13 protein-coding genes are annotated in these 13,207 nt (G+C 70.1%); 6 read left to right on the top strand and 7 right to left on the bottom strand.

Going from position 1 to position 13,207, the window contains the following annotated elements; genetic code table 11:
* The first annotated feature begins 59 nt into the window (after positions 1 to 59).
* On the top strand, positions 60 to 1,028 hold the full coding sequence (locus ACIBHY_RS46570; RefSeq protein ID WP_397310105.1) for an aldo/keto reductase: 969 nt from the start codon (positions 60 to 62) through the stop codon (positions 1,026 to 1,028).
* A 96-nt stretch (positions 1,029 to 1,124) separates the two neighbouring features.
* On the opposite strand, the gene thpR is transcribed toward ACIBHY_RS46570, so the two are convergent.
* Genes thpR through ACIBHY_RS46555 form a run of 3 tightly spaced genes read right to left on the bottom strand, consistent with a single transcriptional unit; the run spans position 1,125 to position 3,383 of the window.
* Positions 1,125 to 1,682, bottom strand: coding sequence for an RNA 2',3'-cyclic phosphodiesterase (thpR, locus tag ACIBHY_RS46565; RefSeq protein ID WP_397257712.1), 558 nt, complete (start codon positions 1,680 to 1,682; stop codon positions 1,125 to 1,127).
* Positions 1,683 to 1,689: 7 nt separating this feature from the next.
* Complete coding sequence (locus ACIBHY_RS46560; RefSeq protein WP_397257714.1) at positions 1,690 to 2,910, bottom strand: MFS transporter; 1,221 nt, start codon at positions 2,908 to 2,910, stop codon at positions 1,690 to 1,692.
* A gap of 23 nt (positions 2,911 to 2,933) precedes the next feature.
* On the bottom strand, positions 2,934 to 3,383 hold the full coding sequence (locus tag ACIBHY_RS46555; protein ID WP_184972061.1) for a MarR family winged helix-turn-helix transcriptional regulator: 450 nt from the start codon (positions 3,381 to 3,383) through the stop codon (positions 2,934 to 2,936).
* A 336-nt stretch (positions 3,384 to 3,719) separates the two neighbouring features.
* Here ACIBHY_RS46555 and ACIBHY_RS46550 point away from each other — a divergent pair, with 336 nt between their 5' ends.
* Positions 3,720 to 6,035, top strand: a complete 2,316-nt coding sequence (locus ACIBHY_RS46550; protein ID WP_397310104.1) for a LuxR C-terminal-related transcriptional regulator — start codon at positions 3,720 to 3,722, stop codon at positions 6,033 to 6,035.
* Here ACIBHY_RS46550 and ACIBHY_RS46545 read toward each other — a convergent pair.
* A complete protein-coding gene (locus ACIBHY_RS46545) occupies positions 6,022 to 7,482 on the bottom strand; it encodes an NCS2 family permease (protein ID WP_397257718.1) in 1,461 nt (486 codons plus the stop codon). The genes ACIBHY_RS46550 and ACIBHY_RS46545 overlap by 14 nt on opposite strands.
* Before the next feature lie 52 nt (positions 7,483 to 7,534).
* Between ACIBHY_RS46545 and ACIBHY_RS46540 the strand changes: the two genes are divergently transcribed.
* Both ACIBHY_RS46540 and ACIBHY_RS46535 read left to right on the top strand, forming a co-directional pair.
* Positions 7,535 to 7,741 carry a DUF2530 domain-containing protein gene (locus tag ACIBHY_RS46540; protein WP_379618274.1) on the top strand — a complete coding sequence of 69 codons (207 nt, stop codon included), beginning with the start codon at positions 7,535 to 7,537 and terminating at the stop codon, positions 7,739 to 7,741.
* A gap of 69 nt (positions 7,742 to 7,810) precedes the next feature.
* Complete coding sequence (locus ACIBHY_RS46535; RefSeq protein WP_397310103.1) at positions 7,811 to 9,286, top strand: alpha/beta hydrolase; 1,476 nt, start codon at positions 7,811 to 7,813, stop codon at positions 9,284 to 9,286.
* A 70-nt stretch (positions 9,287 to 9,356) separates the two neighbouring features.
* On the opposite strand, the gene ACIBHY_RS46530 is transcribed toward ACIBHY_RS46535, so the two are convergent.
* Together ACIBHY_RS46530 and ACIBHY_RS46525 are read right to left on the bottom strand one after the other, a co-directional pair.
* On the bottom strand, positions 9,357 to 10,340 hold the full coding sequence (locus tag ACIBHY_RS46530) for an arsenic resistance protein (protein WP_397310101.1): 984 nt from the start codon (positions 10,338 to 10,340) through the stop codon (positions 9,357 to 9,359).
* Between the two features lie 49 nt (positions 10,341 to 10,389).
* A complete protein-coding gene (locus ACIBHY_RS46525) occupies positions 10,390 to 10,737 on the bottom strand; it encodes a hypothetical protein (protein ID WP_397310100.1) in 348 nt (115 codons plus the stop codon).
* A gap of 69 nt (positions 10,738 to 10,806) precedes the next feature.
* On the opposite strand from ACIBHY_RS46525, the gene ACIBHY_RS46520 reads away from it, so the two are divergent.
* Positions 10,807 to 11,244: an ArsR/SmtB family transcription factor gene (locus ACIBHY_RS46520; protein ID WP_397310099.1), complete on the top strand. Its 438-nt coding sequence runs from the start codon at positions 10,807 to 10,809 to the stop codon at positions 11,242 to 11,244.
* Complete coding sequence (locus tag ACIBHY_RS46515; RefSeq protein ID WP_397310098.1) at positions 11,241 to 12,041, top strand: cation transporter; 801 nt, start codon at positions 11,241 to 11,243, stop codon at positions 12,039 to 12,041. Before ACIBHY_RS46520 ends, ACIBHY_RS46515 begins: the two co-directional genes overlap by 4 nt.
* Positions 12,042 to 12,160: 119 nt before the next feature.
* On the opposite strand, the gene ACIBHY_RS46510 is transcribed toward ACIBHY_RS46515, so the two are convergent.
* Positions 12,161 to 13,153: an Lrp/AsnC family transcriptional regulator gene (locus ACIBHY_RS46510; protein ID WP_397310097.1), complete on the bottom strand. Its 993-nt coding sequence runs from the start codon at positions 13,151 to 13,153 to the stop codon at positions 12,161 to 12,163.
* Positions 13,154 to 13,207: the final 54 nt, after the last annotated feature.

Genomic DNA, 13,207 nt, shown 5'->3' with positions numbered 1-13,207 from the left:
CATCACGACGGAAAGTCATCCTAGCCTGGAGTGCACTCCAGCTACCTAGGGTGATGTCCATGGAATACGTGAACCTGGGACGCTCCGGCCTCAAGGTCAGCCCGCTGTGCCTCGGCACCATGAACTTCGGCCCGTTCACCTCCGAGGAAGACTCCTTCGCGATCATGGACCGCGCCCTTGAGGCGGGCGTCAACTTCTTCGACTCCGCCAACGTGTACGGCCAGTCGGCCGGCCGGGGCGCGACCGAGACGATCGTCGGCAACTGGTTCGCCCAGGGCGGCGGCCGCCGGGAGAAGACCGTCATCGCGACCAAGCTCTACGGCGGCATGACCGACTGGCCCAATGACGGCCTGCTGTCCGCCCTGAACATCAGGAAGGCCTGCGACGCCTCGCTGAAGCGCCTGCGGACGGACTACATCGACATCTACCAGGCCCACCACGTCGACCGCGGCACACCGTGGGAGGAGTTCTGGGAGGCGATGGACGTCCTGCGGCAGCAGGGCAAGATCGTCTATGTCGGCTCGTCGAACTTCGCCGGCTGGCATCTGGCCAAGGCCCAGGAGGCCGCCCGGCGCAGAAACTCCGTGGGCCTGGTCAGCGAGCAGAGCCACTACAACCTGCTGAACCGGGCGGTCGAGCTGGAGGTGCTGCCCGCGGCCGAGGACTACGGCATCGGCGTGATCCCGTGGAGCCCGCTGGGCGGCGGCCTGCTCGGCGGCATCCTGCGCAAGATCGACAAGGGCCGCTCGTCGTCCGAGCGGATGCTCGTCGAGCTCGACAAGCACCGCGAGAAGATCGAGGCCTACGAGAAGCTCTGCGACGACCTGGGCGCCGACCCCGCGCACGTGGCGCTGGCGTGGCTGCTCAAGCAGCGCGCGGTGGCCGCGCCGATCATCGGCCCGCGCACGATGGAGCAGTTCGAGAGCAGTCTGCCCGCCCTGGAGGTCAAGCTCGACGAGGCGGCGCTGGCCGGCCTGGACGAGATCTTCCCCGGGCACAGGACGGCGCCGGAGGACTACGCCTGGTAGGTCAGGTGACCAGCGCGCCGACGACGACGATCAGCAGCAGAAGGCCGAGCACGATGGGCAGGAGCCAGAAACGGGGACGGTCCACGATTGTGGAGCCTAGCCGGGCTCCGGAGGTGCGAGCGCCCACTCGGCCAGTGACTCGTACCTCACCTGGGCTCCCAGCGTCGAGCTGACCAGCCGGACCGACTCGGCCCGCCACGGCGATCCGGTGAATCCGGCCAGCGACTCCACCAGCGCGCTCAGGTCCTGCTCGTGCTTGGCGCGGGCGAGCGTGAGGTGCGGGTGGAAGCGCTTCTCGTCGGTCTCCACCGCGCCCGCCCGGCGGGCTCCGGCCTTGACCGAGTCGGCCAGGCGGGCCATCGAGGCGCCGGTGACGCCTGCCCAGAAGACCCTGGCCCGGCGTACCGACGAGAAGGCTCCGAAGCCGTCGAAGGCCAGGTCGAGGGCGGGGTGGCGGGCTACGGCGCGCGCCAGCCGTACCTGGAGGCCGGGCAGGACGCGCTCGGGCACCTCGCCGAAGAACGCGAGGGTGATGTGCCAGGTGGCGCGGTCCGGCCAGCGCAGGCCCGGTACCTGTCCGGCGTGCGGAGCGATCGCCGTCTCGATCTCGTCGAGAACCTCGTCGGGCGGTACCAGAGCCGCGAACAACCTCATGCGGGCATCATGCCGTGGCGAGCGCCACCCTGCGGCGCGCGCCGATCATGCGTGTCATGAGCAGCGCCATGCCGGTTCCGGCCAGTACCAGCGCACCCGAGAGCATGACTCCGGCTCTCGGGCCGCCGAACTCCGACAGCAGGCCGACCAGCGGCGCCCCCAGCGGCGCGCCACCGGTGAACACGAGCAGGTAGATGCCCATGACCCGGCCGCGCATCTCCGGCGAGGTGGCCAGCTGGACGCTGGCGTTGGCGGCGGTGTTGACGGTGATCAGCGCGATGCCGGCCGGGACCAGCAGCGCCAGGTAGACCGGGTAGACGGGCGCCACGCCGACCGCGACCAGGAACAACCCGAAACTGATCGCGCCGGTGAGCAGCACCTTCCTGCTGGGCTTGGCGCGGCGCGCGGCCAGCAGCCCGCCGCCGAGCGCGCCGACCGCGAACATGCTGGAGGCCAGCCCGAACGACGAGGCGCCCGCGCTGAACACCTCGCGGGCCATGAGCGCGATCGACATCGAGAACGACTGCGAGAACATCGACACGAACCCGATGAGCAGGATCGGCATCAGCAGTTCCTGCTTGCCCAGCACGTAGCGCAGTCCCTCGCGCAGCTGGCCCTTGGCCCTGGGGACGGGCTCGGCGAGGTTCAGCTCCGCCTTCCGCATGAAGATCAGGCTGGAGATCACCCCGGCGAACGTCAGCGCGTTGAGCAGGAAGATCGGTCCGGTCCCGCCCAGCATGAAGATCAGCACACCGGCGACGGCCGGGCCGACCACGCGGGCCAGGTTGAAGATCGAGGCGTTGAGCGCGATGGCGTTGGACAGGTCCTTGCGGCCGACCATCTCGACCACGAACGTCTGCCGGGTCGGCACCTCGACGCAGGAGACGAGGCCGAGCGCGAAGGCCATCACGTAGACGTGCCAGACCTGCGCGGTGCCGGTGACGGTCAGGATGCCGATGGCGAGCGCGAGCAGCGCCATGATCGACTGAGCGACGACCAGGATGGGCCGCTTCGGGTAGCGGTCGGCGAGCACGCCGCCGAAGAGGCCGAACAGCAACATCGGGAGGAACTGGAGCGCGGTAGCCGTACCGAGGGCCGCCGCGCTGCCGTGCGTGAGGTCGAGCACCAGCCAGTCCTGGGCGGTGCGCTGCATCCAACCGCCGAGGTTGGAGACGGCGCTGCCGGAGGCGAACAGCCGGTAGTTGTGATTCCTGAGCGACCGGAACATCCCGGTCCTGGGTTCCTCAGGTTCTAGATCTTGCTGAGCTTCTCCAGAATCGGGGCCGCCTGCCTGAGCACCGCCCGTTCCTCCGGCGTCAGCTCCTTCAACCGCTGCGTCAGCCAAGCCTCTTTCTGCCTGCGCTCCTCCTTCAGGAGCTTCAAGGCGGCTTCGGTCACGCTCACGGTCACTTGCCGCCGGTCGGTCGGGTGCGGTGTACGCGCGAGCAATCCTCGCTCCACGAGCCCGGCGATCACGCGGGTCATCGAGGGCGGCTGCACCTTCTCGAGCTCGGCCAATTCGCCGGGGGTTATCGCGGAATGCCGTTCCACGGCGGCGAGCGTCGCGACCTGAGTGGGTGTCAGCGAGGCCGCCGTCGCCTGTCGTCGTAGCCGCCTGGTCAGCCGCGCCAGTGACACGCGCAGAGCTGAAGCCAGGCCTGCGTCGCTCCGCAGGTCCATCTTTTGGGTGTTCGTTAGCATGAGTCATTACCTTTGCTAACTATATGGATACCCGACACATTCCCTCCAGGCCGAAGATCTCACCCATTGATACAGCAGACCTGGCCGAGCATGAAAAAGGGGCGGTGACCCGGGGTGGCTCACCCCTCCAGAGGCCACGCCGGATCACCGCCCGCTGAGACATCCATGCTCCTGCGCGGAGCGGAGGTCACACTCCCACAGGGTGCCGGTACGGCCCGCGTCCCGGCTATCGGTACCCCCTACGGATTTCCCGGCGACCTGCTCTCTCGGCATACGTACTCCACGGATTGCGCGGAATCCCATAACCGATCGTTACGCAATGAATACGATCCGAACATGACACTAGGCACGTTCCGCAGACGGCCAGGAGAGCTCCCCCGCGACGTCACCGCGTTCATCGGGCGCCGGACCGAGCAGTCCGAGCTCGCCGCCCTCCTCACCGGCGAGCGCCTGGTGACGGTCACCGGACCGGGCGGCGTCGGCAAGACCCGCCTGTCCCTGCGGGTCGCCGACGCCGTCAAGGAGCGCTTCGCCGACGGAATCTGCCTCATCGAGCTGTCCGCATTGCGCGATCCCGAACTCCTCACCCACACCGCGTGCACGGCGCTCGGACTTCCGGAGAAAGCCGGGCAGACCCAGCTCGACACGCTCCTGGACCACCTCCAAGAGCGCGACATCCTGCTCATCCTGGACACCTGCGAGCACCTCATCGACGCCTGCGCGGGCCTGGCCGACATCCTCATGCGCGAGACACCCCGGGTATGCGTACTGGCCACGAGCCGCCAGCCGCTCGACGTTCCCGGCGAGCATACGTATATGATCGCGCCGCTTCCCGTGCCCGACTCCGCCGCCCTCGCCGCCGGGAGCGGGAACGCCATCGAGCTGTTCGCCCTGCGCGCCGCCACCGTCGTGCCCGGCTTCCAGCTCACCGAGGCCAACGGCGACCAGGTGGTCGCGCTGTGCCGCCGCCTCGACGGGATGCCGCTGGCGATCGAGCTGGCCACCGTGCGGCTGCGGGCCGTACCGCTGGAGCAGCTCATCGAGCGTCTTGAGGACCGCTTCCGGTTACTGACGGGCGGCCGGCGTACGGCGCTGCCACGGCACCAGACGCTGCGCACCACCATCGACTGGAGCCACGACCTGTGCACCCCGGCGGAGCGAGTGCTCTGGGCCAGGCTGTCGGTGTTCGCCGGATCCTTCGACATGGAGGCCGTCGAGGAGGTCTGCGCCGACGACCGGCTGCCCGTCGAGACCGTCATGGAGACGCTGATCGGCCTGGTCGACAAATCGCTCGTCCTGCTCGCCGACGAACCGGGCGCCCGCTACCGCCAGCTCGACACCATCCGCGAGTACGGCGCCGACCAGCTCGCCCGCAGCGGCGAGCAGGCCGCCGTGCGCGGCCGGCAGATCGCCCGCTTCCACCGCCTGGCCGCCTACTTCGACGAGCACTTCATCGACGACGACCAGGTGGAGCGCTACCGGGCGCTGCGGCGCGACCACGCCAACCTGCGCGCGGCCATGGAGCACGCCATGCTCCTGCCCGACCCGAACGTGGCCGCCGACCTGATCAACGCGCTCTGGGGCTACTGGCAGATCTCGTGCCTGTACACCGAGAGCCGCTACTGGCTGGGCCAGGTGCTGCACCGGTGCACCGCGCCCTCCCGTCAGCGGGCCAGGGCGCTCGGCGTGCGCGCGTACCTGATCGCCTTCCAGGGCGACCTCGACACCGCCCTGTCCGACTGCGACGAGGCCCTGCCCATGGCCGAGGAGCTCGGCGAACGGCTGCTGGCCGGGCGCATTCTGCTCTACCGGCACCTGGCGCTCTGCTTCGCCGGCCGGCTCGGGGAGGCGGCCGAGGCCGCCGAGACCGCGCTGAAGATCATGGAAGAGGTCGACGACCGGATCGGGCTGGTCGCCCTCGACGCCCAGGACGGCTACCGCCACCACCTGGCCGGCGAGCCGGAGGAGGCGCGGCGGCTGTGCGAGCACGGGCTGCTGCGGCTGGGACACGGCACCGGCGAGCAGTGGCTGCGCGGATACCTGTACTACATCACCAGTGCCGCCCTGTTCGGCAAGGGCGACTACGAGGGGTGTGAGACGGCGGGCCGTACGGCGATCGGGATCAAGACGGAACTGGGTGACATGATCGGCACGGCCTACTGCCTGGAGACGCACGCCTGGCTGGCCGCCGTACGCGGTCGCGCGCAGCGGGCGGCCTGGCTGCTGGGCGCGGCCGACCGGCTCTGGCGGATGACCGGGCTGCGGCTGAGCGGCACGGTCGTGATGGAGGAGTTCCACCAGAGCGCGACGGGCGCCGTGCTGGCCGCGCTCGGCGAGAAGCGCTTCGCCGAACAACGCGAGCACGGCGCCCGCACGCCGCTGGAGAAGGTGGTCGGCGCCGCGCTCGCCGACGCCGACCGGCTGCCCGGCTGCGCCCCGGTGGCCGTCGGGCCCGCGATGGAGCTGCTGACCCGCAGGGAGCGGGAGGTGGCCGTGCTGCTGCGCGAGGGCCTGTCCAACCGGGCGATCGCCGAGCGGCTGCACATCTCCAAGCGGACCGCCGACACGCACGTCGAGCACATCCTGGCCAAGCTCGGCCTGACCTCCAGGGCGAAGGTGGCCGAGCTGGTCGCGGGCGCTACAAACCGATGAGGTCCCTGATCGGCCCCAGGGCGAAGTACACGACGAACAGGAGGGAGACGCCCCACATCAGCGGGTGCACCTCGCGGCCCTTGCCCTTCAGCACCTTGATCAGCACGTAGCTGACGAATCCGGCGCCGATGCCGTTGGAGACCGAGTAGGTGAACGGCATGAGCACGATCGTGAGGAACGCCGGGATCGAGACCTCGTAGTCGCTGAAGTCGATCTCCTTGATCGCGCTCATCATCAGGAAGCCCACGATGACCAGCGCGGGCGCGGCCGCCTCGTACGGAACCACCTTGACCAGCGGCGCCAGGAAGATCGCGACCAGGAAGAGCACGCCGGTCACGACGCTGGCCAGGCCCGTACGGGCGCCTTCCGCCACACCGGAGGCCGACTCGACGTAGGTGGTGTTGGAGGACACCGAACCCGCGCCGCCCGCCGCCGCGCCGATCGAGTCGACCAGCAGGATCTCCTTGGTCCTGGGCAGCTGCCCGTCCGGGCCGATCAGGTCGGCCTGGCGGCCGACGCCGACGATGGTCCCCATCGTGTCGAAGAAGTCCGTCACGAGCAGCGTGAACACCAGCAGCACGGCCAGCAGCACCGACACCCGGGTGAAACCCCCGATGGGGTCGAACTCCGTGAACAGCACCAGCGGGTTCGTGATGCCGAACATGTCGGAGGTGATGTGCGGGACGTTCAGCATCCACCCGCCGGGGTTGTCCTTGGAGAACGCCCCCGGGCGGAAGAGCAGCTCGACGACCGCGGCCAGCACGGTCGTGCCGACGATCCCGATCAGGATCGCGCCCTTGACCTTGCGCGCCACGAGCGCCGCGGTGGCCAGCAGGCCGACGATGAACACCAGGACCGGCCAGGAGGTCAGCTCCCCGGCGATGCCCAGGGTCAGCGGCGGCACCGCGTTGCCGCGGACGAAGCCGGAGTCCACGAAGCCGATGAGCGCGATGAACAAACCGATGCCCACGCTGATCGCGGTCTTCAACTGCGTGGGGATCGCGTTGAACACCGCCACGCGGAACCCGGTCAGCACCAGGATGCCGATGATCACGCCCTCGACGAAGACCAGGCCCATCGCCTCCTCCCAGCTCATCTGGGTGGCGATGCCGAAGGTGACGAAGGCGTTGAGGCCGAGCCCGGCGGCCATGGCGAACGGCACCCTGCCGACGACGCCCATGAGGATGGTCAGGACACCGGCCACGAACGCGGTTCCGGCCGCGACCAGGGCGATGTTGGGGCTGGTTCCGTCGCCGATGAACTGTCCGTCGGCGTCCGGCTTGGTGGCGATGATGAAGGGATTGAGTACCACGATGTAGGCCATCGTGAAGAAGGTGGCGAGGCCGCCGCGGACCTCGCGGGAGAGCGTCGAACCTCGTGCGGTGATGCTGAAGAACCGGTCAAGAGTGCTGTTCACGCGCGAAGGGTGACAGCCGTCGCAACACATGAAAAGCGTAGGTGATCGTATCGAGATGGTATTGGAAGCTACCCTGGACAATGTGAAACGCGAATGGCGACCAGAACCGGAGCCGATCAAGACCAACGATCCGGCCGCCATCGCCGTGGGCACCGCGCTCTGGGCGGTCGCGCTCGTCGTTCTGCTGATCTTCCGGCCCGCGCCCGAGAACACCTGGTGGATCTGGACCTGTCTGACCGGCGCCGGCTTCGGCCTGTTCGGAATCTGGTTTGTCAGGCGCAGGCGCTGACATAAGTCACCCGCAACTGCTGTCATCTCCCACTACCTGGGCAAATCCGGTCTGACCATGCTTGAGGGCATGAAGAAGACCTTGACGACGACCCTTCTGCTCGCGACGGCGCTCACCGCATGCAGCACCGCGGCCAAGCCGGACCCGGCCCCCGTCGCGAAGAAGAAGGAGACGACCGGGGCCGTCGTCTGGGCCCCATGCACCGACCTGACCGGGCCCGACGGCAAGCCCCTGAAGGACGCCTCCCTGGAGTGCGGCAAGCTCCCCGTCCCCCTCGACTACGCGAAACCGGACGGCGACAAGCTCGACCTGGCGCTCATCCGCATCAAGGCCACCGGCGACCGGCTCGGCTCCCTGGTCTTCAACTTCGGCGGACCCGGCGGCTCCGGCGTCGACACCCTCGCCCTGGCCTCGAAGGCGTTCGCCAGCCTCGGCACCCGCTACGACCTGGTCAGCTTCGACCCGCGCGGCGTCGACCGCAGCTCCGGCGTCAAGTGCGGCGACATCGACAAGTTCGCCGCCGTCTCCCCGCAGTCCGCCGACTTCGACCGCATGATGAAGGAGTTCGCGGCGACCTGCGCCAAGGAGTCCGGCAAGATCCTCCCCCACGTGGGCACCGCCAACGCCGCCGAGGACCTCGACCGTATCCGCGTCGCCGTCGGCGACGACAAGCTCAACTACTTCGGCCTCTCGTACGGCACGCAGCTCGGCGCCGTCTACGCCACCAAGCACCCCAAGAACGTCGGCCGCTTCGTCCTGGACGCCGCCCTCGACCCCTCGGTCAGCTTCAAGGAGCGGGCCGTCACCCAGGCCAAGGGCTTCAAGCAGGCCTTCGACGCCTTCGCCAAGGACTGCGTCGCCCAGACCTGCGACCTCGGCGCCACACCCGCCGCCGTCCAGAAGGACCTCCAGACCTTCCTGAAGTCCCTGGACGACAAGCCCGTCAAGGTGGGCGACCGCGAGCTGACCGGCGGTCTGGCCCAGACCGGCGTCATCGCCGCCCTCTACTCCAAGATGAGCTGGCCCGTGCTGGAGCAGGCCGTCGCGGCGGCCAAGAAGGGCAACGGCCAGGCGCTCCTGAGCATGGCCGACCTCTACACCGGCCGCAGGCCCGACGGCACGTACAACACCATGATGACCAGCCTCCAGGCCATCAACTGCGTCGACAGCCCAGAACGCCCCACCGACGCCGACATCGAGGACGTGAAGAAGGCGACCCTCGCGGTGAACCCGATGATGGAGAACGGCGGGCTCGCCTCCATCTGCCGCTACTGGCCGGTGCGCGGCGCCAACGACGACGCCAAGCGCGTCGACGCCACCGGTTCTGCCCCGATCGTGGTGGTGGGCGGCAAGGGCGACCCGGCCACGCCGTACGAGTGGGCGCCCCGCCTGGCCGCCAGCCTCAAGACCGGCGTCATGCTCACGTACGAGGGCGAGGGGCACGGCGCGTACCTGAGCGGCAGCAGCTGCGTGACCCGCGCCATCGACACCTACCTCCTCAACGGCACCCTCCCCCAGAAGGACGCCACCTGCCCCGCCGCCTGACCCGGCCGGCGGCCTGACGGGGGCGGCCGCCCGGCCCCGATGCCCCTCCCAACCAGGGAGGGGCATCTGCTCATGGGCTCGTTTCGGCGCGGTTCGCGGTCTCCGGCGCAGCGGGCAGGAGGCGTGGTACGGCCCGCATGTAGACGAGCATGCCGATGACCTCGACGAGGGTCTGGGTGACCACGACGGCGGCGGCCAGGGCGAGGTGGGCGGGCAGGGCCAACGCCAGCGGGAGCACGACCAGGGAGTTGCGGGTGGCGCCGGTGAAGACGATCGCGCGCCCGTCGCGGGTGCCGAGCCGGAACAGGCGGGCGACGCCGAGCCCGGCGAAGGCCATGACGATCAGGAAAGCGGCGTAGAACGGCACCACACCGGCCAGATCGGCCAGATCGGCCGGGCCGGCGGTGAGAGCGGGCACCTGGGAGGCGACCACGACCAGCAGGATCGCGGCCATCAACGGCACCATCGCGACGCCCGCGGCCGCGGCGAGCACGCGGCCGGGCCGGGCCCGCGCGGCCCAGGCCTGGGTGGCCCAGGCCAGTGCGAGCGGAATGACGATGAGCACGACGAACGCCTCGACGAAAGGGCCGGGCCGCACCGTCGCGGCCAGGTCGGCGCCGAGGAAGAGCCACAGCAGCGCCGGCAGGGCGAGCATCTGGGCCAGCAGCAGGATCGGGGTGGTGGCCAGCAGCCGGTCGGCGGCGGCGCCGGCCAGGCCACTGAAGACGATCACGTAGTCGACGCACGGGGTGAGCAGGACCAGCAGCACGCCGATGCGGATGGCCTGATCGGCGGGCAGCAGCGTCAGCATCACCGCGACCACGACCGGCGCCACGGCGAAGTTGACCACCAAGACGGCGGCCAGGAACCGGCCCTGGCGCAGCGCGCGCACCAGCCCGGCGGCCGGGACCTGCAGAAACGTCACATACAGCAACGCGCCCAGCACCGGGTTGATCGCCCCGGCCAGGGCCGCCCCCGGTCCGGGCAACGCCCATCCCAGCAGCGCCCCGGCGGCGATCGCGGCCAGGTAGACGGCAATCTGATGATCTTCCATGCGGGTGGTCCGGCTCATCGCGGGCGCGGGTCCTGTGCGTGACGCGCGTTCATGCCGAGGTTGCTGCCGTGGCGCGGGCCTGGAGCGCGTCCAGCACCTCTTCGTGTACGGCCGGCACCGCCACCTCCAGCGTCAGGCGGCCGTCGGCGATGGTCAGGGTGAAGGTGAAGAAGGAGCAGCAGCCGTTCTCCCGCGCGCTCAGCTCGGCGGCACGGGCGGCGCGCTCCGGGCTGAAGACGAGCTCCAGCCGGAGCAGCTCACGCCCGGGGCGCCGCACCGCCTGGACCGCGTCGGCGAAGAAGGCGTCGAACTCGGCCAGCCGCACCGGCCGCTCGGCCGTGGGCAGCGTGCACGCCGAAGGAGCCCATCCCTGGTCAAGGGCGATGTCCTGTGCCATACCCCGACGGTAAGCCCCGGACGCCATGACCGTTGACAATATATCGCGATGCCGGACTATCATCGCCATATGGCGATTGATAGAGATGCCGGTCGATGTGTGAACACCGACATCGCCGCGGGCATCCCCCCGGCGGCGGCGCTGTTCCACTCGCTGGCCGATGAGACCCGGCTGAAGATCGTGCAGCGGCTGGCCCAGGGCGAGGCCCGCGTCGTGGACCTGACCGACCAGCTGGGCCTGGCGCAGTCCACCGTGTCCAAGCACCTGGCGTGCCTGCGCGGCTGCGGCCTGGTCGACTACCGCGCAGAAGGCCGCCAGTCCTTCTACGCCCTGACCCGGCCCGAACTGATGGACCTGCTCGGCGCCGCCGAACAACTGCTGGCCGCCACCGGCCACGCCGTCACCCTCTGCCCCGTCTCCACCCCCGGCGGCGCCTCCATCTCCGTCCCCGGCGGCGCCGAGACCGCCGAGACCGCCGTGCCTGCCAAGGGAGGGGTGGGCGCGTGACCGCGCTGAACCTGCCCGGCCTCGGGCCGGCACCGGCGCGGCGGGCCGTACTGCGCCGCCGTATCCGCCTGCTGGTCGCCGCGACCATCACCTACAACGTGATCGAAGCCGTCGTGGCCATCACCGCCGGCACCATCGCCTCCTCCTCGGCCCTGATCGGCTTCGGTCTCGACTCCGTGGTCGAGGTCGCCTCCGCGGCGGCGGTCGCCTGGCAGTTCTCGGCCACCGACCACGAGAAGCGGGAGAAGACGGCACTGCGCGTCATCGCGATCTCGTTCTTCGCGCTCGCCGCCTACGTCACCTTCGACGCCGTACGCGCCCTGGCCGGCGCCGGCGAGGCCGAGCACTCCACGCCCGGCCTGATCCTGGCCGCCCTGTCTCTGGCCGTCATGCCGTTCCTGTCGGCCGCCCAGCGCCGCGCCGGCCGCGAACTCGGCTCCGCCTCCGCCGTGGCCGACTCCAAGCAGACGTTGTTGTGCACCTACCTGTCCGCGGTGCTGCTGGTGGGCCTGGCGCTCAACAGCTTGTTCGGCTGGTCCTGGGCCGACCCGATCGCCGCCCTGGTCATCGCGGCCGTCGCCGTAAAGGAAGGCCGAGAAGCCTGGCGCGGCGACGCCTGCTGCGCCCTCCACAGCCACCCCGGCACCCGCACCCACACCGTCGCCAGCCCTGGCCTTGGCGCTGGCGACGGCGCTGGCGACGGCGACGGCGACGGCGACGGCGACGGCGATTCGATCGAGCCAGCCACGTGCGGCGGCGACTGCTGCACCACCGGCGAGAAGGAGAGCGACCGATGATCGGCCGCCCGATGCCCGCCCGTGTGCGGGCCGCCTACCCCACCGAGATGCACGCCGCCCTGGCCCACCTGCCGCGGAGCACCTGACCGGCGGGCGCGGGCCGCCTGTCGTCGATGCCGCTAAGCCGGTGCTGGGGCCAAGGGCCGAAGGAGGCGGCCGACGCGTTTACGGGTCTGTATGACCGGGGTCGTTTCCACATGGGTGATGGCGGGCAGGGCCGCGACGCGTTCGGTGAGGTACCGGTACACGTCATGCGCGTCGGTGCAGATCACCGTGGCGACCAGGTTGGTGGGCCCGGTGGTGGCGGCGGCGAAGACCGTTTCGGGGTGGGAGGCCAGGGCCTCCCCGGTGGCGGCCAGCTCGGCGGGCGGGGCCGTGGCCCACAGCCGTATGCCCGCGCGGTAGCCGAGGTAGGCGAGATCGAACTCGGCGTAGAAGTGGAGCGCGCCGCTTGCCTGGAGCTCGTCCATTCGCCGCCGCACGGTCGATGGCGACCAGCCGGTGGCCGCCGCGAGGTCGGCCGGTCCCGTACGGCCGTCGTGGGCGAGGACGTTCAGCAGGCGCAGGTCGTCGGCGTCGCAGTGCGGCAGGCCGGCTCCTGTCACCGCGTCAGGCCCCGGGCCGAGTTGGCCCGCCTCCTCCGGGGTGAGGGCATTGAGCAGCCGGACGCGTCCGGGTGAGCCATAGAAGGTGTGCAGCAGCGAGTAGGCGGTGATGTCCACCACCCGTCCGCTGCGAGGCAGGCGTTCCAGGATAAGGTGCTCGCTCTCGCCGGGCACTCGGGCGCGGGTGACGCACTGCACCTCGGTGCCCCCCGAGACCACCTGCACCCAGGCCGTGTCGGGACGGCGGGCCAGCGCGGAGGCGATCGCGTCGGCCGCCCCCGGGACACAGCGCAGGCGCAGCATCCACCGCCCGTGCCCGTAGAAGTTCGCGGCCGGCACCGCCACGACCCGCAGCAGATCGGCCGAACGCAACCGCCGGTAGCGACGCGCGACCGTCTGGTCGGAGACGCCCAGGACCTCGGCGATGCGGCTGAACGGTGCGCGCGCGTCGAGCTGGAGCGCGTGGATCAGCCGCCGGTCAAGCTCGTCCGCGATGTCGGTTCCCACCGTTACCAGCCTATGAGATGTCGAATTCAGCTCGTTCATCCGGTTCTGAGTCGC

Origin of the sequence: Nonomuraea sp. NPDC050547 (assembly GCF_044457345.1) — a bacterium.
In the GTDB taxonomy this organism is placed as follows: domain Bacteria; phylum Actinomycetota; class Actinomycetes; order Streptosporangiales; family Streptosporangiaceae; genus Nonomuraea.
The sequence above is the reverse complement of the archived record's forward strand: the minus strand, read 5'-3'. Positions and strand labels throughout refer to the sequence as shown.